The 25,989-nt window shown below is 37.8% G+C and carries 26 protein-coding genes, 1 tRNA gene and 5 pseudogenes; 20 read left to right on the top strand and 12 right to left on the bottom strand.

Annotated elements, in window-relative coordinates; translation table 11 throughout:
- The first annotated feature begins 40 nt into the window (after positions 1-40).
- Together ACW0TQ_RS01250 and ACW0TQ_RS01245 are read left to right on the top strand one after the other, a co-directional pair.
- Entirely contained in the window at positions 41-961 is a 921-nt protein-coding gene (locus ACW0TQ_RS01250) for a LysR family transcriptional regulator (protein ID WP_368901505.1), read from the top strand.
- A gap of 109 nt (positions 962-1,070) precedes the next feature.
- Positions 1,071-2,210, top strand: coding sequence for a 5-methyltetrahydropteroyltriglutamate--homocysteine S-methyltransferase (locus ACW0TQ_RS01245; protein ID WP_413465451.1), 1,140 nt, complete (start codon positions 1,071-1,073; stop codon positions 2,208-2,210).
- A 242-nt stretch (positions 2,211-2,452) separates the two neighbouring features.
- Here ACW0TQ_RS01245 and ACW0TQ_RS01240 read toward each other — a convergent pair whose 3' ends face one another.
- Positions 2,453-2,536 carry a putative holin-like toxin gene (locus tag ACW0TQ_RS01240; RefSeq protein WP_226894940.1) on the bottom strand — a complete coding sequence of 28 codons (84 nt, stop codon included), beginning with the start codon at positions 2,534-2,536 and terminating at the stop codon, positions 2,453-2,455.
- Between the two features lie 276 nt (positions 2,537-2,812).
- Here ACW0TQ_RS01240 and ACW0TQ_RS01235 point away from each other — a divergent pair, with 276 nt between their 5' ends.
- Positions 2,813-3,949 carry a 5-methyltetrahydropteroyltriglutamate--homocysteine S-methyltransferase gene (locus ACW0TQ_RS01235; protein WP_042532097.1) on the top strand — a complete coding sequence of 379 codons (1,137 nt, stop codon included), beginning with the start codon at positions 2,813-2,815 and terminating at the stop codon, positions 3,947-3,949.
- 154 nt (positions 3,950-4,103) lie between these two features.
- Here ACW0TQ_RS01235 and ACW0TQ_RS01230 read toward each other — a convergent pair whose 3' ends face one another.
- From ACW0TQ_RS01230 to ACW0TQ_RS01220, 3 genes are all read right to left on the bottom strand, one after another.
- Positions 4,104-4,589, bottom strand: a complete 486-nt coding sequence (locus ACW0TQ_RS01230; RefSeq protein ID WP_193063983.1) for a YtxH domain-containing protein — start codon at positions 4,587-4,589, stop codon at positions 4,104-4,106.
- A gap of 66 nt (positions 4,590-4,655) precedes the next feature.
- A complete protein-coding gene (locus ACW0TQ_RS01225; protein WP_368901504.1) occupies positions 4,656-4,853 on the bottom strand; it encodes a DUF2188 domain-containing protein in 198 nt (65 codons plus the stop codon).
- A gap of 214 nt (positions 4,854-5,067) precedes the next feature.
- The gene (locus ACW0TQ_RS01220) at positions 5,068-5,364 is read right to left on the bottom strand and encodes a TIGR04104 family putative zinc finger protein (RefSeq protein WP_042532103.1); all 297 of its coding nucleotides are present in this window, start codon (positions 5,362-5,364) and stop codon (positions 5,068-5,070) included.
- 186 nt (positions 5,365-5,550) lie between these two features.
- Between ACW0TQ_RS01220 and ACW0TQ_RS01215 the strand changes: the two genes are divergently transcribed.
- The 3 genes from ACW0TQ_RS01215 (at position 5,551) to ACW0TQ_RS01205 (ending at position 8,387) form a co-directional block, all read left to right on the top strand.
- Complete coding sequence (locus tag ACW0TQ_RS01215) at positions 5,551-6,972, top strand: MDR family MFS transporter (RefSeq protein WP_455725271.1); 1,422 nt, start codon at positions 5,551-5,553, stop codon at positions 6,970-6,972.
- A gap of 65 nt (positions 6,973-7,037) precedes the next feature.
- Positions 7,038-7,949, top strand: coding sequence for a phosphotransferase family protein (locus tag ACW0TQ_RS01210; RefSeq protein WP_212928609.1), 912 nt, complete (start codon positions 7,038-7,040; stop codon positions 7,947-7,949).
- A 15-nt stretch (positions 7,950-7,964) separates the two neighbouring features.
- The gene (locus ACW0TQ_RS01205; protein ID WP_212928610.1) at positions 7,965-8,387 is read left to right on the top strand and encodes an NUDIX hydrolase; all 423 of its coding nucleotides are present in this window, start codon (positions 7,965-7,967) and stop codon (positions 8,385-8,387) included.
- Between the two features lie 128 nt (positions 8,388-8,515).
- Here the strand turns inward: ACW0TQ_RS01205 and ACW0TQ_RS01200 are convergent, their stop codons facing one another.
- Entirely contained in the window at positions 8,516-9,433 is a 918-nt protein-coding gene (locus ACW0TQ_RS01200; RefSeq protein WP_193063980.1) for an AEC family transporter, read from the bottom strand.
- Positions 9,434-9,774: 341 nt separating this feature from the next.
- On the opposite strand from ACW0TQ_RS01200, the pseudogene tnpB reads away from it, so the two are divergent.
- The 3 genes and pseudogenes from tnpB to ACW0TQ_RS01185 form a co-directional block, all read left to right on the top strand.
- Positions 9,775-10,740, top strand: a pseudogene (tnpB, locus tag ACW0TQ_RS01195) (IS200/IS605 family element RNA-guided endonuclease TnpB); the annotation flags it as partial.
- A pseudogene (locus ACW0TQ_RS01190) lies at positions 10,714-10,943 on the top strand (zinc ribbon domain-containing protein). The pseudogenes tnpB and ACW0TQ_RS01190, both read left to right, overlap by 27 nt.
- A gap of 68 nt (positions 10,944-11,011) precedes the next feature.
- Positions 11,012-11,743 carry a TolB family protein gene (locus ACW0TQ_RS01185; RefSeq protein ID WP_193063979.1) on the top strand — a complete coding sequence of 244 codons (732 nt, stop codon included), beginning with the start codon at positions 11,012-11,014 and terminating at the stop codon, positions 11,741-11,743.
- 145 nt (positions 11,744-11,888) lie between these two features.
- On the opposite strand, the gene ACW0TQ_RS01180 is transcribed toward ACW0TQ_RS01185, so the two are convergent.
- From ACW0TQ_RS01180 to ACW0TQ_RS01170, 3 genes are all read right to left on the bottom strand, one after another.
- On the bottom strand, positions 11,889-12,830 hold the full coding sequence (locus tag ACW0TQ_RS01180) for an FAD:protein FMN transferase (RefSeq protein ID WP_193063978.1): 942 nt from the start codon (positions 12,828-12,830) through the stop codon (positions 11,889-11,891).
- 171 nt (positions 12,831-13,001) lie between these two features.
- Positions 13,002-14,189 carry an NAD(P)H-dependent oxidoreductase gene (locus ACW0TQ_RS01175; RefSeq protein WP_193063977.1) on the bottom strand — a complete coding sequence of 396 codons (1,188 nt, stop codon included), beginning with the start codon at positions 14,187-14,189 and terminating at the stop codon, positions 13,002-13,004.
- Positions 14,190-14,207: 18 nt separating this feature from the next.
- Positions 14,208-14,816: an NADPH-dependent FMN reductase gene (locus tag ACW0TQ_RS01170; protein ID WP_042532119.1), complete on the bottom strand. Its 609-nt coding sequence runs from the start codon at positions 14,814-14,816 to the stop codon at positions 14,208-14,210.
- A 499-nt stretch (positions 14,817-15,315) separates the two neighbouring features.
- On the opposite strand from ACW0TQ_RS01170, the gene ACW0TQ_RS01165 reads away from it, so the two are divergent.
- The 5 genes and pseudogenes from ACW0TQ_RS01165 to ACW0TQ_RS01145 all read left to right on the top strand — a co-directional run.
- Complete coding sequence (locus ACW0TQ_RS01165; protein WP_256705731.1) at positions 15,316-15,906, top strand: GNAT family N-acetyltransferase; 591 nt, start codon at positions 15,316-15,318, stop codon at positions 15,904-15,906.
- Between the two features lie 77 nt (positions 15,907-15,983).
- Positions 15,984-16,454, top strand: coding sequence for a peptide-methionine (S)-S-oxide reductase (locus ACW0TQ_RS01160; protein ID WP_212928613.1), 471 nt, complete (start codon positions 15,984-15,986; stop codon positions 16,452-16,454).
- Positions 16,455-16,563: 109 nt separating this feature from the next.
- A complete protein-coding gene (locus ACW0TQ_RS01155; protein WP_368901502.1) occupies positions 16,564-17,202 on the top strand; it encodes an HAD-IA family hydrolase in 639 nt (212 codons plus the stop codon).
- Between the two features lie 73 nt (positions 17,203-17,275).
- Positions 17,276-17,452 carry a DUF6440 family protein gene (locus ACW0TQ_RS01150; protein WP_175297035.1) on the top strand — a complete coding sequence of 59 codons (177 nt, stop codon included), beginning with the start codon at positions 17,276-17,278 and terminating at the stop codon, positions 17,450-17,452.
- 3 nt (positions 17,453-17,455) lie between these two features.
- Positions 17,456-17,584, top strand: a pseudogene (locus ACW0TQ_RS01145) (peptide-methionine (S)-S-oxide reductase); the annotation flags it as partial.
- Between the two features lie 222 nt (positions 17,585-17,806).
- Here the strand turns inward: ACW0TQ_RS01145 and ACW0TQ_RS01140 are convergent.
- On the bottom strand, positions 17,807-18,592 hold the full coding sequence (locus tag ACW0TQ_RS01140; RefSeq protein WP_193063974.1) for a sulfite exporter TauE/SafE family protein: 786 nt from the start codon (positions 18,590-18,592) through the stop codon (positions 17,807-17,809).
- 437 nt (positions 18,593-19,029) lie between these two features.
- Between ACW0TQ_RS01140 and ACW0TQ_RS01135 the strand changes: the two genes are divergently transcribed.
- Positions 19,030-19,701, top strand: a complete 672-nt coding sequence (locus ACW0TQ_RS01135; RefSeq protein ID WP_042532127.1) for a hypothetical protein — start codon at positions 19,030-19,032, stop codon at positions 19,699-19,701.
- A 413-nt stretch (positions 19,702-20,114) separates the two neighbouring features.
- Positions 20,115-20,291: a hypothetical protein gene (locus ACW0TQ_RS01130; RefSeq protein WP_455725270.1), complete on the top strand. Its 177-nt coding sequence runs from the start codon at positions 20,115-20,117 to the stop codon at positions 20,289-20,291.
- 494 nt (positions 20,292-20,785) lie between these two features.
- Here ACW0TQ_RS01130 and ACW0TQ_RS01125 read toward each other — a convergent pair.
- Positions 20,786-21,113 (bottom strand): annotated as a pseudogene (locus ACW0TQ_RS01125) (transposase); the annotation flags it as partial.
- Positions 21,114-21,377: 264 nt separating this feature from the next.
- The gene (locus ACW0TQ_RS01120) at positions 21,378-22,133 is read right to left on the bottom strand and encodes an SDR family NAD(P)-dependent oxidoreductase (protein WP_256705733.1); all 756 of its coding nucleotides are present in this window, start codon (positions 22,131-22,133) and stop codon (positions 21,378-21,380) included.
- Between the two features lie 362 nt (positions 22,134-22,495).
- Between ACW0TQ_RS01120 and ACW0TQ_RS01115 the strand changes: the two are divergent.
- Both ACW0TQ_RS01115 and ACW0TQ_RS01110 read left to right on the top strand, forming a co-directional pair.
- Positions 22,496-23,040: pseudogene (locus ACW0TQ_RS01115) on the top strand (HAD-IIIA family hydrolase).
- A 278-nt stretch (positions 23,041-23,318) separates the two neighbouring features.
- Complete coding sequence (locus ACW0TQ_RS01110; protein ID WP_455725269.1) at positions 23,319-23,582, top strand: hypothetical protein; 264 nt, start codon at positions 23,319-23,321, stop codon at positions 23,580-23,582.
- A 233-nt stretch (positions 23,583-23,815) separates the two neighbouring features.
- Here ACW0TQ_RS01110 and ACW0TQ_RS01105 read toward each other — a convergent pair.
- Positions 23,816-23,886: transfer RNA gene (locus tag ACW0TQ_RS01105), tRNA-Ala, on the bottom strand.
- A gap of 256 nt (positions 23,887-24,142) precedes the next feature.
- On the opposite strand from ACW0TQ_RS01105, the gene hepT reads away from it, so the two are divergent.
- Together hepT and ACW0TQ_RS01095 are read left to right on the top strand one after the other, a co-directional pair.
- Positions 24,143-24,568, top strand: coding sequence for a type VII toxin-antitoxin system HepT family RNase toxin (gene hepT / locus ACW0TQ_RS01100; RefSeq protein WP_042532135.1), 426 nt, complete (start codon positions 24,143-24,145; stop codon positions 24,566-24,568).
- 198 nt (positions 24,569-24,766) lie between these two features.
- Entirely contained in the window at positions 24,767-25,954 is a 1,188-nt protein-coding gene (locus tag ACW0TQ_RS01095; protein WP_455725268.1) for a DUF4317 domain-containing protein, read from the top strand.
- Positions 25,955-25,989 lie beyond the last annotated feature (35 nt).

Below are 25,989 nucleotides of genomic sequence, written 5' to 3'. Positions count from 1 at the left end.
TTAGTAATCGGAAAAATTAAACCAGAGGAAGGAGAAAGAAATGACCTTACAGCAATTAAAATATGTGATTGAAGTAGCCAGAAGCCGTTCGATTTCCAAAGCAGCCCAAGCTTTATTTATCAGTCAGCCGAGCTTATCCAATGCGTTAAAGGAATTGGAAAAGGAAATCGGCGTCAAAATATTCTCGCGTACAAACAAAGGAATCCACGTGACCAAAGAAGGGTCTGAGTTTTTAGGCTATGCCAGACAGGTTTTAGAACAGGCGGAATTGCTGGAAAACCGTTATTCTAACAATGCAGTGCCGCAGCATCATTTTGCTGTATCTGCGCAGCACTATGCTTTTGCAGTCAGTGCCTTTGTACGCTTATTAAAAGATTATGACCGGGACGAATATGATTTTACATTTCGGGAGACAAGAACGTATGAAATTATCGAGGATGTTAAAAATTTAAACAGTGAAATCGGGATCATGTATATCAACGATTTTAACGAGCAAATTATCCGTAAATTTTTAAGAGAAGGAAATTTAGCTTTTCACCGTTTATTTGAGGCAACTCCTCATGTGTTTATCAGCGGGGATAATCCATTGGCAAAGAAAGCGTATGTGACGCTGGAGGATTTGGAGCCGTATCCTTATTTGCTTTATGAGCAAGGGGATTATAATTCATTTTATTTTTCAGAGGAGATTTTAAGCACGCTGACCCGACCGAAAAATATTCATGTCCGTGACCGGGCAACGATGTTTAATCTGCTGATTGGCCTGAATGGTTATACGATATCGACGGGAGTTATCAGTCAGAGGCTGAATGGAGATAATATTATTGCGGTTCCGTTGAAGGTTGATGAAGTCATTCGTGTTGGCTATATCGTTCATAAAGATATTGAGCTCAGTCCAATGGCGCAAACCTATATTGCTTATTTACAGTCCAGTATTGAAGAAGAAAGGCAAAGTTTGCCGTAATCCTTGATATAGTTAAAAGCTATATTGAACGATAGATTTTAGGTGTTATCTGATATCGGGGTTTCTGTGATAGACTAATCTACAACCAAATGAAACAAGGGAGAGATCAGTGATGACAGTAGCGAGTAAACATGGCGTACGTGCAGAAACACCATTCCGATTTGATAATGTGGGAAGCTTCCTGAGACCGGAAAAACTAAAGGAAGCCCGTGAAGCTTTTGCAAAGGGAAGGATCTCGGCACAGGATCTAAAAGCTGTGGAAGATGAAGCAATCAAGGATTTAATTCAAAAGCAGAAAGAAGTCGGCTTAAAAGCAATTACAGATGGAGAGTTTCGCCGTTCCTGGTGGCATCTTGATTTTATGTGGGGGCTTCAAGGAGTGAAGAAGCAAGAGCTTAATCAAGGATATCAATTTAAAGGTGAAGAAACGCGTGCGGAAACAGCTCGTTTAACTGGTAAAATTAGCGGAGAAAACCATCCGTTTGTTGAGCATTTCCAATTTATACAGCAATTTGCTGATGAGGAAGTCGTGGCAAGACAAACGATTCCCGCTCCAGCGCAATTTTTATCTGAATCCCAGCGTCCGGATAATGCAGAAACGACGAAAAGTATCTACCCAGACCTGAATGAATTCGTGGAGGATATAGCTGCAGCTTATCGAAAGGTTATTGAGGATTTATATGCAGCGGGCTGCCGGAATCTGCAGCTGGATGATTGTACGTGGGGAAGACTTGTCGGTAAAAACCACTGGACCAGCTGTGAAGATGATTCGAATATAGAAGAAATCGGTTCATTATACGTAGTCTTAAATAATAAAGTCATTGAAAATCAACCAGAAGATTTAATCATTACCACCCACGTATGCCGAGGAAATTACCATTCTAAATGGTTTTCATCCGGGGCCTATGATGCCATTGCCAAACATTTATTTGGCAGAGAAAAAGTAAAAGCATATTACTTAGAATTTGATACCGAACGTGCCGGCGGATTTGAGTCTCTCGTTAACGTTAGTGACGATAAGCTTATCGTATTGGGATTATTCTCTTCTAAGTTTCCGGAGCTGGAGGATAAAGCCCAAATCAAGAAACGCATTGAAGAAGCTTCGAAATATGTGCCGCTTGAGCGTTTATGTGTCAGTCCGCAATGCGGTTTTGCTTCAACAGAAGAAGGAAATATTCTGACGGAAGAGCAGCAATGGGATAAATTACGTTTAATAAGGGAAGTTGCTGAGGAAGTTTGGGGGAAATAAAAGAAGAACTAGTGCACAGGCTGGAGTTTCCAGTCTGTCTCTGTTCGGAGATGCAGTGTTCACGAGTTATTTGAAAGAACTTTTAAAAATCAAAAAAATAGGGTATAATAAGTATAGAAGTAAATATAATAGAAGTACCGTCCGTGGTGTCACACGAACGGTAAGTCAATAGCAAGGCTCCCTTTTAAGGGTCAGCATGTTAAGGGAAATAATCCACCTTGGTCGCTAAACTCAAGGGTGGATTATTTTTTGTGATTAAATGACAGCACCGCAATAATTAAGGAAGCAAAAGCTATTGCTAGCATTAAACTTTCAAAAACTGTCATACAGCACCACCCCCTTTCGATAGGGAATGAGCTGACCACCCTCGAAGAAACCGTATACTATTGTTTTATTATTATAACATAGAATTAATTTAATAGGTGTTATTTGTAGAATGTATGTTCGTATTTGCTGCTGCTATCAAACTACTGTGGAATATTTTCTATTAGCACTTTGATATAGGAAAAAACTATAACAAACGATAGATTTTAGGTGTTATCTGATAATAAGCTTTCTGTGATAGACTAATTTCAACCAATGAAACGAAGGAGAGATTCGTAATGACAGTAGCGAGTAAACATGGCGTACGTGCAAAAACACCATTCCGATTTGATAATGTGGGGAGCTTCCTAAGACCGGAAAAACTAAAGGAAGCCCGTGAAGCTTTTGCAAAGGGAAGCATCTCGGCACAGGATCTAAAAGCTGTAGAAGATGAAGCAATCAAGGATTTAATTCAGAAGCAGAAAGAAGTCGGCTTAAAAGCAATTACAGACGGAGAATTTCGCCGTTCCTGGTGGCATCTTGACTTTATGTGGGGACTGCAGGGGGTAGAGAAGCAGGATATTAAAAAGGGCTACCAATTTCAAGGCGAAGAAACACGTGCGGAAACAGCCCGTTTAACTGGGAAAATCAGCGGAGAAAATCATCCGTTTGTTGAGCATTTCCAATTTATACAGCAATTTGCCGATGAGGAAGTCGTGGCAAGACAGACCATTCCTGCTCCGGCACAATTTTTAGCAGAGCTGCAACGCCCGGAAAATGTAGAAATAACCAATCAGCTTTATCCGAATCAGAATGAATTGGCAGAAGATATTGCAGCTGCATACCGTACCATTATCCAAGATTTATATGAAGCAGGGTGCAGAAACTTACAAGTAGATGACTGCACATGGGGAATGCTTGTTGATGAAAATTATTGGGCAAGCCGTCATGATGGAGCAAATGTAGAAGATATCGGAACACTTTATGTGAATTTAAATAATAAAGCGATTGAAAACCATCCGGAGGATCTAATCATTACAACACATGTGTGTCGCGGAAACTATCATTCTACATGGGCTTCATCAGGTGCTTATGACACCATTGCTAAAATTCTATTTGCGCAAGAAAAAGTAAAAGCATATTATTTAGAGTTTGATACCGAACGTGCCGGCGGATTTGAATCTCTCGTTAATGTTAGTGACGATAAGCTTGTCGTATTGGGATTATTCTCTTCCAAGCTTCCAGAGCTGGAGGATAAAGCACAAATCAAGGAGCGTATTGAAGAAGCTTCGAAATATGTGCCGATTGAGCGTTTATGTGTCAGTCCACAATGCGGTTTTGCTTCAACAGAAGAAGGAAATATTCTGACGGAAGAGCAGCAATGGGCTAAATTACGTTTAGTAAGGGAAGTTGCTGAGGAAGTTTGGGGAAAATAAATATGTTTGGAGGCAGGCTGAGGGAATCCAGCCTATCTCCAAACAAAGTAATGTTTCCTCATCTACACATTTTTTCTGATTAACCAATTTTTAATAAAAGCATCCATCTAACGTAAATGTAGAAAAAGAAGCGCTGCTCCGAGCGCTTCCTTTTCTACATTTTGTTAATGGGTTCGTCTAATACATGATGATCAGTATTGTTTGAGGAACTATTCGATTTACTATCTTTCTTCATCTTTTTTCCTGTTTTCACTGCAGTGTTTTTTGCTTCATCAATGTTGGATTTGGCATCTTTTATCCCTTCTTGTACATCTTTTGCGTGGTCGCCAAGCTCTTTTGTATCTTCAACAATATTTTTAGCTGTTTCTTTTATTTCCTGGCCTTCATTAGCCCAAACGTTTTGTACTTTCTCCAGTGCTTGCTGTGCACTTGATAGTGTTTGTTTCGCATTTTCTATTAGATATTGTTTTGTACCATTTGGATCATCTTTAATTTTTTGAGTATATGACACAACAGAATCTTTCGCATTCATGGAAGTATCTTTTACTTTACTTTTTGTTTTCGGGTTCAGCAGGATGAAGGAGATACCAGCTATTGCTCCAGCTCCTACTAGTAATCCAAACTTGTTGTTTTTTTCCATTGTCTACCTCTCCTTTCTTTATCGATTTAATAAACTTGTTGCTTTACGGTCAAAACATAAAAAATCCTAGAATCGTTTTTCTTCTTGGATGTTGTCGTCCTTGTCTCTGATTTCCACCTTGCTTGGTGTATTCACTTTCGCCATTTGCTCTGCAGCAGAAAGTGCATCATCTTTTGAACCATATACTTCTTCAGGTGCGACATCTTCCAGTTTTACATACCAGCTTGTTTCATTTGCATCCGGTACGACACTAAATGTTTTCATCTTGCCCAACTCCTTTATTACGATCTTATGGGAGGTTTACCCTCAGTTGGAGTAAGTAAAACATGCTATACGGAGAAATTTCATCATTTCTTCCTGTGAAGGATACTATGGTGGAATTGAAATATTGATATGGAAGCATGGATGGGCAGACGTCTGGTCGATTCTAATAGTGATTTCATTTTCTTCAGCTTGAAATGTCGTAATGTGTATAAAGTCAAAAGAAAAATTCCTCTGTACTTGTCAGTTTTAATACAGCAGGGAAAAGGCTAAGAACAATAATGCTTCCTAAAATCAGCCAGCTGAAAATAAACCAAAAAGGTACATTAAAAAAGTTTAGAAGAAGGGCAGCTAAAGGAATAATCATTAAAAAGGAAAACTGTATTCTTGATTTGTTAGTGGCATATTGCTTTTCCTCACAATAAGGGCAACTATATGCGGTATCTAAGGTAGTGGTTACTTTCATGGTTTGTTTCCACGTCCATTTTCGGTGACAGTGCTGGCACGTTGGCATTAACATTACTCCTCTCAGCAGGTAATATATAAATTGTAACATATGGAAAAATGACTTTTCATTTCTTAACAAAAAGGATAAGAAAAAAAGCTAGCATCTTTTTCGCTTTTCCTTTAATCTATAGTAAGCTGTTTATTATTTCGAGAATCAAAATACAAATTTAACTGCAAGAAGGGATACAGATAGATGAATCAAATACATCGACCGACCGTTGTGGCGCTTTTGCTGGCAGGGTCTTTTATTTCTATTTTAAATCAGACATTGATGATTACAGCGATACCGCCAATTATCAATGAAATGGGTGTGACACCGAACAGTGCACAGTGGCTGACTACGGTATTTATGCTGGTAAATGGGATCATGATCCCCGTCAGTGCTTTTTTAATTGAACGTTTAACAACGAGGCAGCTCTTTTTGACGGCAATGAGTGTGTTTGCTGTGGGAACATTAATTGGAGGACTAGCGCCGAATTTTGAATTTTTAATTATGTCCAGAGTCATTCAATCCATTGGCGCCGGTGTGATGCTGCCATTAATGACAACTGTGTTTTTATTGATTTTCCCGATTAATAAAAGGGGATCCGTGATGGGATTGATTGGTTTGGTGATTTCCTTTGCACCGGCAATTGGACCTGTTATTTCAGGGTGGGTGACAGAGCATTATTCCTGGCGTGTACTGTTTTATATTATTTTACCAATCGCTATTATTGATATTATTATTGCTTTCTTTGCCTTACGTAATGTAACGGAAGTGAAGAAGACCAAGTTTGATGTCTTTTCTGTAATTCTATCGTCCTTTGGATTTGGCGGAATTCTTTATGGGGTAACCAATGCCGGAAACTTTGGCTGGGCAGCACCGATTACACTGGTAACTTTAGCTATCGGTATTCTTTCTCTGATTCTATTTATTTTGCGCCAGTTAAAACTGAAATATCCAATGCTTGAATTTAGAGTGTTTAAGTATGCTATCTTCCCATTCAGTGTCTTTATTGGTTCAATTACGTTTATGGGACTGATTGGATCAGAGACCTTGATTCCGCTGTATATGCAAAATATGCGGGACTTCACTGCATTTGAAGCTGGGCTGTCGATGCTCCCGGGTGCTTTGATTACAGGTATTATGGGACCGATTATCGGCAGGATTTTTGACCGGATTGGCGGGAAATGGATCGTGCTGCCGGGACTTATTATTGTGACGTTAGCGACCGTTCCATTTATGTTCCTTCATGTTGAAACGACCTTTACCTTTGTAATTGTAATGTACGCTGTACGTATGTTTGGATTTGCACTGATTATGATGCCGATTCAGACAGCGGCATTAAACCAGCTGCCAAGAGAGCTTATTCCGCACGGTGCTGCATTAGACGGTACGATGCGTATGGTGGCAGCTTCTGTGGGTACTGCGATCCTTGTAACGATTATGACATCTGCAGCTACGATGACAGAAGGCAGTGAAAACATTGTCCGTCCGGATATTTTCGGGGTGAATGTAGCCTTTGGCGTGATTGCTGTGCTGTCTTTATGTACGTTAATTGCTTATTTCTTTATCAAATTCGATCCATCTCCTGTTGAACAGGCGAAGATGGACAGAGAAAATAATGTATCATGATTAATAAAAATCCTCGTTTGCTTTTGGAAGTAGCGGGGATTTTTTAATAGAAAAGGAGAGATTCCATGGTTCAACTTCCTGAAAGATTAAAGAACTGGATTGTTTCTCACTTTCCAAAGGAAACAGCTATTCAGCATATTTATTCATTGAAAGGAAGCACCACAGCTGCGATGTATGCAATAAACCTTAAATTGCCGACTGGTGAAATGAAAGAACTGGTATTACGGCAATACGAAAAGAGCCAGTTTACAGCAAAAGAAATCAAACAAGAAGCAGACAGCCTAAAAGCAGCAGCATCTTTATCTATTGAAACACCGCAATATATTGCAGCTGATCCAGAAGGAGAAATAATTGGCAAACCGCTTCTCTTAATGAGCAAAATGGAAGGCAAGGTAGATATATTGCCGGCGAATCAAGCTGCATGGTTGAATCAGCTTGCAGAAGCATTAGCTCAGATACACCACAATACAATAAATCATTTTCCCTGGAAGCATAAGCGTTATCAAAAAGCAGATGAAATTGAAATTCCGATCTGGTCAAGGAAGCTTGAAGTATGGGAGGCTTTAAAAAAGGTTGTGTTGCGTCCAGAACCGAGCTATACACCGGTGTTTATTCATCGCGATTTTCACCCGGCCAATGTACTTTGGAAGGATGCTGAGGTGAACGGTGTGGTGGATTGGGCCAATGGCTGCTTAGGTCATACTGGAGTGGATGTGGGACATTGCCGCTGGAACCTCGCCATGCTTTATGGTGTAGCAGCTGCAGATACTTTTTTGGCAGTTTATCAAGAGAAGATGGGGAGTCATTTCTCCTATGATGTTTATTGGGATATTGTTTCCTTAATGGATGTGTTAGAAGGACAGCCGGAAGTTTATCCTGGCTGGGAAGTCTTTGGGAAAACGGATATTACGGAGGAAGTAATGATAGAGAGAATGGATGAATACGCAGTTTCACTGTTAGAAAAAGCGATGGAATAGAGGAGGATAATGAAGATGGAAAGAGTAGATGTGGTCTATGCGTTGATTTTAGACGAGACAGAAGAGAAGATTTTAATGGTGCAGAATATAAAGCATGATAATTGGTCGATGCCTGGCGGGGCAGTGGAAGCTGGAGAAACATTAACTGAAGCAGTTATCCGTGAAGCGAGAGAAGAAACAGGTTTAACGATTGAAGCGGGAGACATTCTTGCTGTAAATGAAGCATTTATGGAAAGGTTCAATCACCATACCATCTTTTTTACGTTTATGGCTAGGGTTGTTGGTGGAGAAATTCTAATACAAGATACAGAAACAATTGCGGATACCGCATGGATGAGTATAGATGAAGCAGATAAATGGATGCCTTATCATAAAACGGGGATTCGAAGCCTGTTGGAAAAGGCTGTTCCTTATACGTTTCAGGGTGTGGAGAAGTAATAAGATGGAGTATGGCGATTCAATGTTGCTATGCTCTTTCTTTATTATTGTTTAGATAATAATAAAACCTTATATAGAAACTAAAAAGCCGTAACTGCTTCCATTACGGCTTCTCAAATTATCCAAATTTAAAACAAAACATAAGACAAATAAATCACGACAGTTACCGTAATAATACTAAAAAGTGTTGAAAATAAAACAATTTGTGCGTGCAATTCCGGCTTGATTTGATACTCCATCGCAATCGTTGATGTATTCCTGGAAGTCGGAAAAGAGCTTGCGATAAATAAGGATTGTGCAACGACTCCATCAATATTCAGCAGGTATATAACAGCCAGTGCTAACGATGGCCCCATCACCAGTCTTCCAATCAAAGACCATGTAATGACCCGATGGAAAAAATGCAGCTTAATATTAGATAATTGTGCTCCCAGTAATAAAAGGGCAATAGCCACAAAACCATCGGCAAGCTGATCAAGTGGTATCATAATCGAATTAGGAATGGGAATGGAAAATCCTTGGAACAGCATCCCTAATAGCAGTGCGTGGAATACTGGCAATCTTAGAAAGGATTGAATAATCCCTCCGATTGATTTGGTTGCTGATAATAAATTATAAATTCCATAAGAGTATGTTAAAAGATTCTGGAAAATAAGAATAAAAACCTGAATCGAAAACCCTAAAGGATTGCTGCTGAAAACTAATTGGCTTACTGGCAAACCGTAGTTGCCAGAGTTCATTAACGAAATACTATTTTTTAGAGCTGCGCTTTCTTCTCTATCTAATTTTAATAGTTTGGCAATGATGTGACTTACAATAATCAGAATCAAACTATAAAGGATAATGTAATAGATTATTTGGAAAAATATATCCATTTCTATATTGATATGATATATATTCACAAATACAGCAGCTGGCATTAAACAATATGTAATCAGTGTAGATATCTGTTTCAGATTAAATTGAAACTTTCTCTGTAAAAGGGCACCAACCAGGGTCAATATCAATATGGGAAATATCACGTCTAATAAAATAAAAATAAACATTTCAAACCTCATTCTTAATATTTCGTCATTGGATTTTGTTATTTTCTAAATATGATCTTATCGTATCATAAAAGGAAAGATAAGGAAAATATCAAAAAGTTATCCAATTAAATAAGTAATACTTATATGAACAGAAGATTAATTGGTTTTATCACGGAAAACTGTCCGTCAAACTCCTTCTTCAAGCACGCGGAGGGTATAATCTAAGCGGTAAGGGGGAGAAGAATCGTCTGCCGACAAGCGAATGCTTTTTGGTGTATAAATTGTTTGAAAACTAAACAGAACAAATGTTCCTAATTGAGTCTTCTTCTGATATAATAGACAGGAGGAGGTAAGAAGCTATGAAAATAACAAAAGCATTTCGTTTTCGTATCTATCCGAATAAAAACCAAATCACTTTCATCCATAAGACAATCGGCTGCTCCCGCTTTGTTTACAACTATTTTACAGGAAAACAAAAAGAAAAAAACCACTATTGGCATACGGTGAATGAAATGGTACAAAACGGACAGCTTTTTCAAAATAATTGGAAGGGCGAATTTTTCAATAAAAATAAGGCAATCAAAGCGGTTCCAGAATTGAAGAAAACGTATCCCTTCCTCAAAGAAGTTGATAGCATCGCCCTTCAAAAAGCCGTTGAAAACGTGAACGATTCCTATACACGTTATTATAAGAAGCAGAATAAGGCACCTCGTTTTAAATCAAAAAAGAATCCTGTTCAGTCGTATACAACCAAACATGTCAATGGAAACATTGCTGTATTGGATAAACATATCAAACTGCCTAAGCTCGGATTGGTTCGTTTTGCCAAAAGTCGGGAAGTGGAAGGGCGTATTATCAATGCAACGATTCGGCGCAACCCATCAGGAAAATACTTTGTTTCGATTGTGGCGGAAACGGATGTTAAGCACTATGAAAAAACAGGTTCCTCTGTAGGCATCGATGTCGGATTAACCGATTTCGCAACCCTTTCCGATGGGACGGTGTATGAAAATCCAAGATTTTTCCGGACATTAGAAGAGAAATTGGCAAAAGCGCAAGTGATTCTGTCCAGAAGACAGGTAGGCTCGGCGAATTGGCAGAAACAAAAACGAAAAGTAGCCCGGCTTCACGAAAAAATTGCGAATAAAAGAAAAGACATGTTAGATAAAATCTCCACCGAGATAGTCAATAACCACGATATCATCGGAATAGAAGATTTATCTGTGAAAAACATGTTAAAAAATCGCAATCTTGCAAAATCAATTAGCGATGTATCCTGGTCAGCGTTCCAAACGATGCTGGAATATAAAGCGGCCTGGTATGGAAAGCAGGTTGTTGTAGTTGCGAAAAACTATCCATCCAGCTGTGTTCCAATTGCGGACACCAAAACCCAGACGTTAAAAATCTCGATTTGCGTGCATGGACATGTGATAGCTGTCAATGCCATCATCAAAGAGATATTAACGCAAGCAGGAATCTTCGTAAGGAAGCATTACGAATAACCGCAGGGACTGCGGGGATAGCCTAATCCATAACTGACCAATGGGTTGGTGTTCTTAGGGATCTCCCACTTTAAGCAACCTTGAAGGTTGGTAAGTGGGGGTAGTTCAATTTAGTGAGTTTGACGGTGAGAAGGAACAAGTCTATTCCTACTCCTTGGAAGACAGCGCAGTAAATGAGACTCCGTCTGTTGTTCCTAAAGATACAGCGAACGCACGATCATTTAATGAACCACAGTTGTCGCCAGACGGAGAACAGCTGGCATTTACGCAGGTATCTGAGGAATCGCAAGAAATTTCTCTTTTCAAGTATGAATTATTTTTAATGGATTTAGAAACACAGGAAGTAGAGAGATTAACATATTTGAAAACAGCGGTAACCTCACCAGTATTTTTTCATGACGACAATAAAATCGCTTTTCTGGAGAATACAAACTGGTCAGCGGAACCAGCTGAATATCGATTGATGACAATAGATACAGCAACACATGATATCGAAGCAGTTGAACTGGATGCACCTCAATCAGAAGAAGATAATCGATTAATACAAATGCTGGATCGTGCGGTAAACAGCTTAACGGTTGCCATTCTGTATATATTACTGATGAGTCTGCTGAGTGTTTACCTTCTGCATTATGCTGGTAAAGCCTATCTGCCTTCTATCATTAGTTTTTCGCTTGGCATCCTGACATTTGCTGCGAGTTTTGTGGTAGCCGCAGCAGCTAATGCTTGGTATGGCATGGGGCTTGGGATGCTGGCCGCAGGAATCTTCGGCTGTTCTATTATTATCTTATTGTTTATATTTATTTATAAGCGTTTTGTAAAATAGATGGGTTGCAATCTTTTGGCAGATAAAAGCCACGCTAGCTTATTTTAAAATTGGAATAAGCTAGCGTGGTTTCGTATTTGCATGAAGGTTGAGCTGATGTATCTGGTCGAGAGAACTTAACAGGTTCCTTACTCGATCAAAAATATTAGGAAACAGCTTCACTAATATACGGCTTAAGAGATTCGGTATAACACATCTCCCCATCCATTGTAACAACAATGCCTTCTATATCCTCTAACGGATCCAGCGCATCAATAATTTGGCGGGGAGACTTTCCGAATAAACGGCTTGTCCATATTTCGCCATCGACTGATTTTTTGGATACAATGGTTAATCCGGCAATTTCTGATTCAATCGGATAGCCGGTGCGAGGGTCCAAAATATGGTGGTATGTCCGGTTATCCTTCGTGAAATTTCTTTCGTAAATGCCAGAGGTAACCACAGATTGATTTAGAGCGTTTAACACAGCGATATACTTCCCGCGCGGCAGGAGCGGGTGTTGAATGCCGATGCGCCAGTAGCCATCCGCTTGATTTGGGGAATTTCCATGAGTGATGACATTTCCACCTAAATTAATCAGGGCTTCCGATACGTCCATCGATTCCAAATCCTGAATCAGAAGGTCGGCAATAAATCCTTTTGCCAGGGCGCCTAAATCAATAAACATCCCCGTGTGTTTTAAAAATACGGTTTGTTCTTCCTCATTAAGAATAATGTTTTCAGCGTTTGTTTTGCTGAGCAAGGATGCAATGGTTTTCGGCGAGGGAACATTCGCATCTTCAAATCCAATGCGCCAAGCTTGAACAAGGGGGCCGATGGTAATGTTTAACGCACTGTCTGCCGGAGTGCTGTGTTTCTTTCCGATTTTGATCAATTGGTACAAGCTCGGATTAACCTTTACCGGTCTTATCCCTGCATTTTGGTTCACTTCCATCAGCTCTGAGCTTGCATCGTGCGCACTAAAACGTTTCTCGTATTCTGTTAATCGAAGAATCAATTCATCCAAAATAAAATCTGCATAGTCATGCTGAACAGATAATTGGATAATTGTCCCCATCCTATGTATTTCACGTGTTTGCATTGTCATACTTGTCACCCTTTTGCGTTAAGATACGTTGAATAGACGAAAGGATACTTGTCAGAAAATAGCTTCGGTTTTCATGAAGAATCATTCTGCAGCATCGTCTATAAATCAAATAAAGGTTTGAGACAGCACTTGAAAAAGAGGCCGTGTTGACCTCTTTTCCATGAACAATCTTTAGCTTTTAACCGTTGCTCCAGCTACAGTATCTACTTTTGAAGTCGCTCCGGATACCGCATCGACACCGCCTCCGGTTAATTGCTGGCCAGTTTGCTCTAAATACCAATCAATGATTGGCTGTATATCTTGGACATATTCGTTGATGCCAATATAATTATCCTCATCATCACGTACCGCCTGATAGCTGTGGACAACAAATTTATCTGGTCCATGAGTAGGAACCTGCGTCCTTACGACATCCTGTTTTCCGGTACGTAATTGCTGAATGACCCAGGAAACGCCGCTAAATACTCTTTCCGGGTGACATTCTGCTAATGGACTTCCCACTTGTTCCGGTCTGCGTCCTGCCAGCATATCTTCTTTTTCCATGTTGTGGTTATAGTATAAGAATTGGTTATTGCTATCTGCATAAGTCAATTCGGCAGGCATGGAATTCAAGAAATGATTGAGCTGATTGACTGTTAAAAGCCCGCGATTTAATTTAACATACGTATTGCCTTCCACGGCCTGTGTTGCTTCAGCAGCCTGTTCAAGCCAGTCATCGGCGGACATATCGATGCCTTCCACTGTCGTATCAATTGCTCCGGTAGCATATAAATCCTCTGTATCGGATACATCCTGCATTCCTTCAGGTGCATGGATAACCTTGACCACATTGATAAAACGGATAAATTTCTTGATACACGTTTCTAAGAATTGAGCTGTCTGCGCATCTTTCAGGTTTTCGTCTTCATCAAATGCATCATAGACTTCCCCTAATAGAAATTCATTACCTGGCATAACGATAGCATTTACTCCAGGTGCATCTAATATTTGCCGCAAATGTAACTGAGACCGTGAAGATCCCTGGACATCATAAGAAGCTCCCACAATCATCACCGGTTTTTCATCAAGCGGATGTATTTTAAACGATAACCATTCTAAGACACTCTGTAATGCGGATGGAATAGAGTGGTTATATTCCGGTGTAGCAATAATCACGCCATCTGCCTGCATAATTTTATTATTTAAATTTTGAATCACTTCACTATTGGTTTGATCATCTGATTGGTTAAACATTGGGACATCTTTAATATCCAGTACTTCCACATCAACTAATTTCTTGAAATTTTTTGCGATAAAGTTTAATAATATGCGATTATAAGAAAATTCAGCATTTGATCCTACGATTCCAACAAGTTTCATCAATATACCCCCTAGTAATTAATTGGTCTCCCACGAGAAGTTTGCTGCTTGTTTCTGGTGCGTTTCATTTGCGTTGACTAATTGATTGGTGATATCCACAAAATGTATAAAATCATTAAAAATTTGTTCAAGTTCTTCTATTTTTTGTTGGTCTTTTAACGTGCCATTATCATCAAAAGCCTGTAACGAATAACCGATCAAAAATTCAGAACTTGGCATAATGCGTGCTTTCAATTCAGGTGCATCCAGCATTTGCCGCAAATGACTTTGTGCACGGGAAGATCCTAATCTTCCATAGGAAGCTCCAGTCAGCATAACAGGCTTATCAATTAATGCTTGATTTGTATAAGATAACCATTCTAACGTGCTTTTTAAAATGGCTGGTACGGAATGGTTATATTCCGGTGAACTGATAATCACGCCATCTGCTTCTCTGATTTTATCCGCAAGTTTTTGTACTTCCTGAGGTGCTGTCTTGTCTTCCGGCTTATTAAAAGCAGGTAAATGTTTAATTTCGAAAATTTCAATGTCAGCTTGATCTGCAAAATGTTTTTGAATAAATTGCAGTAAAATACGATTCGTAGAATAATCCGAATTTGTTCCTAGAATACTTAGAAATTTTTTCATTTTATTGCTCCTTTCTTATTTAGAAAAAAGAATGTGAAGTATATCACAATTTAATTATAATATGTTTGAGCAAGAAATACAAGGGGATGTGAGGAAATGTTTTAAATTATAAGATTTATTTTAAAAGTGTAATAGATAGTGCTAAGATAATGTATAAAATAATATTTAGAATGGTTGTAATGACTCGTATTATAATTTATTGAGAACGCTTTCTTTAATCCGGTCACTTTTACGCTTATATGTAGATAGAAAACATTATAGTTTTGATATACCCTTCCTTTTTATTTTGAAACACTATGGGGGGCATTTCATAAAATTAAAATCAACAGGAGCAGGATACAAGGGGAGGGAACATGAATAAAGCTTCACTTTATAATAAAAGCATTATAATTATCAATATTTATCAACTTGTGAAAAGAGGTTCTGATTGCTAAAATTAGTTCAATAGTTTGCAAGCATACTTTTTATAGAAATAAATGATATATATTTGTGTGTGTGAATGATTGTTCTTAATTTAACGATTAAATTAGTTCTACATAAAGGCGATGTAATACAAGGAGTGAATTTGTTGCAGATTAGAAAAGCAAGTAAAGAAGATATAAAGTCCATAGCTAAAGTTTACGTTGATGGCTGGAAAACTACATATAAAGGTTTCGTACCGGGTAATTATTTGGAAAGTTTAACATACAGGAAAGCAGAGCAAAAATGGATGTCATTTTTAAGTAGTGAAAATAATCCTTTTATTTATATAGCAGTTAATGAAGATGGAAAAACAATAGGCTTTGCAGCAGGAAAAGGTTTGGATAGCGACAAATTTGACGGAGAGCTATACGCGCTTTATTTATTGCAAGAGAGTAGAGGATTAGGGACAGGAAAGCAGCTGGTTTCAGCCATTGCTAAGCATTTCACAGAACAAGGCATGAATTCGATGATGGTATGGGTGATGGAACAAAATAGATCCGGGCTTGGTTTCTACGAACGTATGGGAGCCAAGGCGTATCTTCGCAGGAAAAATGAAGTCGGAGGAATGCTGGTAGAGGATGTAGCTTATGGCTGGGAAGATGTTTCGGCATTATGCAGAGAGGGATAACACGATATCTTGTCAGGAAAAATTGCCTGATTCGATAGGTGTGAAATTCTTGGTGTTTAAACAAAAGGAGAATCAAAATGGAAGTAGTATATATTGCAGGCGGATGCCTATGGGGAGTACAAGCTTTTATAAAAACATTACCTGGAGTTACGTTTACAGAAGCGGGAAGAGCGAATGGAACAAGTTACACACTTGAGGGGGACTATGATGGGTATGCCGAGTGTGTAAAAACAGGCTTTGATCCGGAGGTTGTAACAATTAGAGAATTAATGGGATATTTTTTTGAAATCATTGATCCATACAGTTTAAATAAACAGGGGCAGGATATTGGCGAGAAATATAGAACAGGAGTATATAGTGAAAATCCGGAGCATTTAAAAGAGGCGAAAACGTTTCTTGAGAATAGAAATGATTATGACCGAATCGTGGTTGAAGTCTTGCCTCTTACCAACTATGTGAGAAGTGCAGCGGAGCATCAAGACAGGCTGGATAGATGTCCGAATGATTATTGCCATATTCCAGAAGAAATGTTAAGTAAATATAAATAAGGGAAAGGACTTAAATATGGTTTTCGGTCTCCGTTGGATGGTACGCTAAATAGGGACGAGGCGTTTTTTAGAGAACTTAGAATACAAATAGGATGATAAAGGGTGTGGAATGATGAAAGCAATTATTTTTGATTTTGACGGGACGCTTGCTGATACATTACCGGTTTGTTTCTATGCGTTTCAAGCTGTGTTTAAGGAATTTGACAATAAGGAGTTCACCTCCGATGAAGTAAAGGCGATGTTCGGTCCTTCTGAAACAGGAATCATCAAAGAAAATCTGCTGGACTCTAATCAGGATAAAGCAATTGAATTATATTATGAAAAATATAATGAAAAGCATCGAGAGCTTGTTGTTGAAAATGAGGAAAAAAATGATTTGCTCCGGTTTTTAAAAAAAGAAGGATATCAATTAGGGATTGTAACAGGGAAAGCAAGAAGAAGTCTGATTATATCTTTAGATTGTCTTCAAATGAATGATTTGTTTGATGTAATCATAACAGGTGATGATGTTACGATGCCCAAGCCTCATCCAGAGGGATTAAACAAGGCATTGGTAAAGCTGCACATAAAAAACACGGAGGCTGTATTTTTAGGGGATAGCGATGCGGATATTCAGGCCGGTAAACAAGCAGACGTAAATACAATCGGAGTACAATGGCTGCCAAATTATCAAACGTTAGAATTTCGTGTTCAACCAGACCTGCTGCTAAACAACGTGAATGAATTTCTGGAATGGTTAAAAAAATGAAGAAAGGAATGATTGTTAATTAGTTTCTATTTAACAATGTGGTTATTTATTTTTAGAAGGAGGAGTGCTGAAAATGACAAACAATCGTTTTGAAGAAGTTTATTCTCAAGGGAAAATGAAGAATACGAAGATTATTCGTGATAATGAGAATGGTGTTTTGTATATGCTGCATCAAGAAGGCTATGGAGCAGGGCTGACTGTTATGGTGGATCAGGAAGGTAACCCCTTAGTGGACAAGGATTTTAATTAGAATAGAAATGATTATAATCGTATGGTGGTTGAAGTCTTGCCGCATACAAATTACGTAAGAAGCGCTGAGGAACTTCAAGAGAGATTAAGCAGGCGCCCAAATAACTATTGTCATATTCCAAAAGAAATATGAAATAAATATAAGGGTTAAACTCTGAATTTTTTCCTTACTATTTTCTGAGGAACAAAAGGCACGCTTCTCCATTCGTAATTAGAATAAGCAAGCGTGCTTTTTAAATAGATTTGGCAAAACTGGAAATGGTTTCTCTCTGAGCTGCCAAACAAAAAATAATCTAAGAGGTGTTTGAATACTATTCGCTTTTTGGTTATTCCATTTATCACGATTGGCAAACAATCAACTTATAATCATCATGATAACTACAATAAACAGAAGAACTAAATAGATTTTGGAAAAGAGTTTATCAGATAATTTTTGAGCCCAGGATCTGCCGATAGGCACTCCAATAAATCCGCCGAGGGTAAATCCAATAAGCGCAGGTATGTATATGAATCCTATCGTTGATGAAGGCATCGCATCTATCTTCAATCCTGTAACTAAATAAGCGAAAGCTCCTACGATAGCAATCGGCAGACCTAATGGAGTAGCCAAAGCTACAGCATGTATCATGCGCATCCCTCTATTTCTGAGATAAGGAATGGTCATTGTGCTTCCGCCAATACCTAATAGAGTGGAAAGAAATCCAATGCCTATCCCGATAAAAGAAGCGGAACGCTGCTTAGGCAGACGAAATGCTTGTTCTTCGATTTCTCTTGTGAACGATTTTTTTAGCATGTTCGAAATCAAGACATAAATTAATAGGCCGATAAATGCATACCTGAGAAAATCGCTCTCAATGTAGACTGCAAGCACGCCGCCTATTAAAGAACCTATTGCAATATATCCTGCTAATCGTTTAAAGACAGACCATGTCACATTGCCTTTTTTGGCATGGTTATATGTTGAATTAAATGAATTTATAATCATAACCGCTAATGATGTACCAATCGCAGTATGCATTAAATACTCGCTTGGAATGGAATCGGGTAAAAATGCAAATAAGATTGGTACGACGACGATTCCGCCTCCAAAACCAAACATGCTTGATAGCACACCAATTAAAATACCGATTAATGAAAACATTAAAAATGAAAATCCCACTAACAATCATCTCTCTTTACTTATATTCATTTGGATTATTTCTTAGATTCTATTAAATCACAAATTGAATGGTGTTACCATAAGGCATTGTGTTGTCTGACCAGTTCAAACTTCACCGGCTATTTGTGCTTTTGTATTTTTGTCCGTGTTCGATAGCGCAAGAGAAAGGATGATGAATACGTAGAAAATAACAAACTAACCACTTGTACTCTATGCAAATCAGCAATTCATGCCTGATAAAGGGGCAAGGAATCCTTCTGCACTCATCCCTCCCGATTTTTCATAATTGGAATGCCTGTGTTAATATTTAGTATTAGAGAGCAATGTTCATCCTTGCTGACACGTTATTAAACTATCAATTAACATGCGCCAATTCACTCTTTTGTAAAGCTGTATTATCGGAGAAAGGAAGTTTTTAAATGAAAAATAATACTAAATTTTTAATGGGCATGTTAGCATTTGTATTTGTTATATTGACTGCTTGTGGAAATGTAACAGAGGATTCGGATGCGGAGTCCAATCGCCTGTCATCAGATAATGATGTGATGCAAAACGAAAATGACAATTTACCTGGACAAGAAAGTACACAAGATTCATCTCCTATCGACCCAGAAACAGAAACCGATTCTTTTTCAGATTGGAAAGGAAAAAGCCAAGATGAATCAGCGGAGGAACAGAGCCAGGAAGAGCCTTTGGAAGAATATGTTCCCAATGAAGATGATGTTGTATACAAAAATAATGAGTTGAAAAATAAAGATATCCTTGAAGCGTTTATGGAGACTGCGGGAGAAAATGGACAGGATAATGAAAGTGAAATCAGAGTGGTGAAGGACGAAGGGACTCAAGGTGTACTTATATATGATTTGAAATCCGGATATGAAGAAAGTGTTGATCAGGCATGGATTATGGTTTATTCAGATTTGAGCCACTACAGAGCCTCAGATGATGAAGTGCAGGATGTTTTTAATACGAATCAGCAATGCGGATATATGTCAAAAGATGAAATAGAAGGAAAGTATAAATTACATGAATGTAGAACCCATTGGGAATACAGGTTACTTCCCACTGGAGAAGATAATGAAATGGAGTGACTGTTGCTTCATTATCTCCTCTCAACAAAAAGGCTGAAGCATGTTAGCTTCGGCCTTTTTGTTGAGAGAATGGATTGTATACTTGATGCGCACGCTTGAATTTTTTAGCTTATAATACTTCCTGTGTCTATTTATTTATGCTTCCCAAAACTCCTTGGTGAACAAAAATTGTATATCATCCAGTAAGGTTAATTTAATGGTCTTTCAATTATCGGAGGTTATTGTTGAAGAACTTAAGCCTAATTCTTTATTTGAAATACGAAGGAGACAGGTTTTTTGAACTTTTTTTCAACTTGTTATGAGTATAATACAGGTAAATGAATTAAATAACTGATTTTTTTGATTTTTCGATACTATTATCTTGACAGCCCTAAAGATAGCATGTAGATTTTAAGTAAAGGGAGGGATGAAAGATGACCAATTATGACAAAGCAAAGAAAAAGATAGACAAAAGAAAAGAAATGCGGACTCAAGAAATCTCCGTAATGATTGACGAAGGCGGTTTAGGAGCTGATAGATATTATGATGTTATAAAAGGCTCTTCCCCGACTGAGAAAGAAATAAAATCAACGAAAAAATACCAAAAATGATAAAACGAAACTTTACTCAGTGGGAGTTTTTCGATGTACAACTCTTTACGATCGGACGAATAACCACAGTCCCACAACCCTAGAACGTCGCTAACTTAATCTGTTTCCTTCATACTCCCACTGCATTAGCCCTAAGTGATTCAGGGAGTTAGCTCACCTGAACTTCCGCCTAAATAAAGTTTCTTTTACGGACGATTCTCTGTGATAAAGAAGATTAAAAAAGAGAAAAAAAGGTCACTTACATTATAACCCCGAATTATTCATACCTGTAGATTAGAGATACAAACGAAAATTTGTAGTTTATGATTTCTATTTTAAGCGAAAAAAGCTAAAATATCGTAGGAAGCTGGAGGTAAATAGTATTCACAAGAAAAAACAACCGTTTTTGGACAGATCTATCCCTTGGTCTTCCAAGGAATAAAAAGTTTCTTTTTACAATCACTCCAACTGAAGCTATAGTAAAGAGGTATTTGAATGCAAGTCAAAGCAATTCAAAAACGAGACAAGCTTGGCTGAGAAGCAAGTGCATCTTTTCCCATGATTTGCGTAAATACCCGATGGTGCATCAGGACATCTGCTGCATCCTCTTCTGCATATCCAGCGATGATTTGATAGATTTTTTGACGAAGTAAATCTTCATTCGCATACATGTAGCAGCGCCGTTCATTGGTAAGCTGTAAATATTATTCTGCCAGAGAATCCGATTTTTTCATCCAATTCACGGAAAATCATTTCACCAGTATCAGAGGATAATTCGCCTCCATCAAGAGATAGTTTTATTTTATGATTAAAATCAAGTGTGATTTGCGGTAAAGCAGCCATTATTAGAACCCTTTCTATTGGTTATTTGCTGGCTCTTTTAACCTTAATAGAAACGGGTTCTTTTTCATTTATTTGAAGCAGCTTATAACTGTCACAATTACTTGGGAGGTATGAGATAACAAGCTATTTAGTTTTTTTGAATCGTTGATTGTTTTCGAACCTTCATAAAAATCCTGTCAACGCCATGTTCTGTAAATGACGTATGGAAGAAAGCATCTTTTGCAGGAAGATTGTATCATTTCCGAATCCCGCAACGTCTTTCTATCATAAAATAACATCAGGGGTTTCAGGCAAAATTTGTCCGCCATCTATAACAAGTGACTGACCGGTAATATATTTTGCTTCTTCTGATGCAAAGAAGGAAACTGTTGTTCCGATGTCTTCTGGATTTCCTAATCGTTTCATTGGAACAGCTTCCGCACCTTTTTCACTTAACACGCCCAGCTCCTTTTTCAAGGTTTCAGTAGCAATCATTCCAGGTTGAACTGCATTAACCGTAACGCCATATGGTGCATACTCCAGAGCCGCATTACGCATAAATCCAAGAATTCCAGCTTTGGTTGCCCCATAAATCGAACCGCCTGGATATCCGGTGATATCTCCCGTAATTGACGATGTCAGGATGACCCGGCCGTAGTTTTGCTTCTTCATCGCTTCTAATACCGGTTTGGCAGTGAAGAACATTCCTTTCAAATTAATGCTTTGAATTTTATCCCAATCTTCTTCTGTCATGTCTGCAATGGATACATCCGGGTAGATACCTGTATTCGCAGCCAGAATATCGATTCTTTCATGTTTTTTTAAAATATCCTGAACAACCCTTTCCGCATTATTTTTGTCCGTCACGTCTAATTTATGAAATTCACCACTCACTTCTGCAGCCACTTTCTTCCCTGCTTCTTCATCGATGTCACAGATCATAACGGTTGCTCCAGCTTTTGCTAACGTCTTCACAATTCCTTTACCAATCCCATTTGCTCCACCGGTGACCATAGCGATTCTACGAGTTAAATCAAACATTATATCCCTGCCTTTCAGAATTCAGCATTATTTATACTTATAGGTTATCAAGAAACATCGAAAAACTCCATGTTTGTGCATACAATACTAGCCTATAACACATTTGATATGGAACATAAAAACCCTTTTATTCCTAGGATGTCAAACTAATGAGGATTACTTAACTGCTCTCCAATTGCTTTATATTTCAAATTATTTGATTCTCTTATCCACTAGCAAATAACACCCACTAATCATCAGATGCTGAGCTTACATAAATTAAGTAGTTCAGTGTAAACTGAATGTTATAGAATTAATTGAAAAGGATTCTTAAACGGGGGAGTATAACTGGTTATAAAATATTAAATTTAGGGGGAATGAGCATGAGACAATTAGAAGCAATCTTTTTAGATCGTGATGGAACAATTGGCGGGGATGACACGGTTCATTATCAGGTGAATTTGAACTCTTTCTATACGTAGAGAAGGAAATCAAGAGATTAAAACAAGATAATATAAAAATTTTTTCGTTTATAAATCAACCCGGAATTTCAAATGGTTTAGCCAAAAGACAGGATTTCGTACAGGAATTAAAAGGTTTCGGTTTCAATGATGTATATATATGCCCGCACAGACATGACGAAGGGTGTTCCTGCAGAAAGCCGAATACAGGTATGTTAATCGAAGCACAGCAAAAACATGAATTGAGGCTTGAAAACTGTGCTGTTGTAGGAGACCGATGGAGTGATATAGTTGCCGCAGCAAAGGTGGGAAGTATTAAAATTCTTGTTAAAACTGGGGCTGGAAAGTCTTCCCTAAATGAGCATTTCGATAAATTAAATGATGTAAACATTGATTACATAGCTAATGATTTTAAAGACACTATAAGTTGGTTGTATCGTAATTTTATTTTAAGCAATAGATTATGAAGTTTATTTCATAAAAGGGCATGATTGTTTAACAATGATAAGTAGTAAATGTCTAACCTTTTCACAAAAAGGAATCTACAAAAAAGAGCTTCCTAAAAGTTAAAATTGTATCTACTGCACATAAAGTTATCATTTCTCAACAGCGGGACTATACTTCTGTTGATATTTTTCTATAACCTTATTTATGTATTTATATATAGTATAAATCTAAGTACGATTCATTTCTATGCAATGGATGAAATCAAATTATTAATTTTTAAGGCGATTCACCAAAATCTATGGGTGACATAGTAGCTATTAATTTCAATTTATATATTATTGGTTTAGGCGGTAAATATAATCCTGCTAGCCCAGAACCAGATAAATCCTATGGAATTTGGTTTTCAGCTATCGCCATTTTTAATGTACTTGTCATAGTATCTGTTTTTGTGCAGTTGAGGGTAAGAAAAATATGGCTTTTTTTAATAACGATAATAGGTTTAATTGTTTTTTTAATCTACTTTTTACCACAGATTGTGCTTTATTTGGAGAGTTTATTTTAAAGTGGATAATTAATAGTACTGAATCGGATTTGATTTGTAAAACAAATGGGATACCATGTAAGAATAAAGAAGTACTATCTTGTTTTTGACTTTTAAAGTTAGAGAATAAAACTTTTAATATTTTCCCATACAAATTGCTGATAAAATTAAACGTATGAATAAAGTAGTGCAGTAAAAAACACGCTTCTCATTCTGAATTAGAATAAGTAAGCGTGTTTTGGTATAACCAATGATGGAGCCTACGGGAATCGAACCCGTATTATTTGACTGCCAGTCAAACGTAATCCCATTATACCAAGGCCCCGAAATATTTTAATGAAGTATGAGAGGTTAAATACGATTGAAGTATTTACATCTGAATTATACTGCCATTGTTAAATATAAAATAGGTGGAAAATATATCAACAAATAGTATTATATACTTTTCGCAGACTTGCATCAAGTTTTTTTGTTCTATTTGCATCCTGTTTTTTAACGGGACAAATTTGTCCATTGTTTCTGAAAAAATAACATAAAGCACACCAATCCGTATTGGAGAATTTAAAGAGGAGGTTCTATGTATGGCGAATGACGTTATTTTTAATAAGATAGCTATTATGGAAAGATGCCTTATCCGCGTGAAAGAGGTTTATAATGATAATACAGAGAATTTAAAAGATTTCACAAAGCAGGACGCTATTATTCTGAATATCCAAAGGGCATGTGAAGCAGCTCTCCAGCTGGCAATGCATATTGTTTCTGATGAGAGATTAGGATTGCCGCAATCGAGTGAGGATGCTTTTGATAGATTACTGGAAGAAGATATAATTAGTCAAAGGACTGTAATCCGGTTAAGAGAAATAATAGAATTTAAAAATAGTGCAGTTCGTCATTATCCATCATCGTTGAATCTTGATAGGATGAAATCAGTTATAGAGAATCACTTAGATGAATTTACTGCTTATAAAAAAGAAATTCTAAACTATCTACATAAAAGTAACTATTAAAAATACAAGTAAATAAAGTGGTCGAGAAGAATAAGCTTTCTGTTATCAGAAGGCTTATTTATTTGTAATCTTTACTCCTTAAAATCTTGAATGAATAGAAGAACAACCTCCTATTGATTTGTGATAAAATAGATAGACACTGTTGAAAGCTGGCAGCAAAAAGTGATAAGCCGATTAAGAAACAGAGGAGAATCCAATTTGAATAAAAAAGATATTGCCGATATAAAAAAACAATTCAAAGTAAATAATGATTTATTAAAGATACAGGATATTTTCAATGTATATATCATGAAAGAATCGAGTGAAATCTATCATTATGAAAGTACGCCGTTTCAAATGCTGGAGGATGAACAGAAAGATTTGTTTATGGCGAATTTTAAGAAGGTGCTGACGGGGCAGCTGGATCAAAAATTGTTTGAATTGAAATTCCAGCGTGATGTGGAAGACAGCAGCCAGCTTATTCTTCACAAGGGAATGCTCTCAAATGATACTGGGGAATGGAAGGAGCAGATGCTCGAGCTGGTAGCAAAAATGCTGAAGGATAAACAGTATGAAATGGATATTGTTATTACGTTTATCCATGGAGAGTATGCAAAGCCTACGAAGCGGAGTAATGAAGAATCGGAGGAAAGCAGCAGGGACAGAGTATATTCCAGTCCATTTATCTTATGCAGCATCAACAAAACAATGGACCCGAAAAAAGAACTGCTTTTTGATTATGTGGAGAAGGAATTTAAATATCATTTTGTGGTGGATCCAGTGATTAATTTAAAACAGCCTATCGGCGGGTTCTTATTCCCTGCTTTTACCGGCGGGGCTGCGGATGTGAACCATGTTCTTTATTCCGCCTCGAAACCGTATGAGCTCGATTATCATTTTATTGAGGAAGTGCTGAACGCGGAGGAAGCAATGACCGCAGAGGACGATAAAATCGTGTTTGAGGAAATTGTTAAGGATGTAGCAGGAGAGCAGATCAATACGACGACATTGGCGAATGTATATGATGAGATTCAGCGTGTGGTGGAAGAAAATGAAGAGCCGGATGCGCCAATGTTAGATTATAAGGATGTAGAGAAGGTGCTGACAAGCAGCGGTGTACAGGATATTGATCCGGATAAAGTAGAGTCTGCTTTTAAAAAGGTTATTGATGATGAAAAGTATGAGCTGAAAGCAACCAGTGTAGTTCCGAAGTATACGTCTAAATCCATTAAAATCAAAACAAAAGTGGCTGACCTTAAAGTATGTCCGCAGGATCTGCGCTATCTTCGCCAGACAACGCTTGACGGTAAGCTTTGTTTAATGATTGAAGTGGAAGAAAACACAGTGATTGAAGGGTTTGAAATGATTCCGGAAGCTATCTTTAATAGAGTGGAAGACGAGGAATAATATAGTAAAGTCTCTTAGTCGAAATAAGGCTGGGA

This window comes from Oceanobacillus sp. M60 (genome assembly GCF_053839645.1).
The sequence above is the reverse complement of the archived record's forward strand: the minus strand, read 5'-3'. Positions and strand labels throughout refer to the sequence as shown.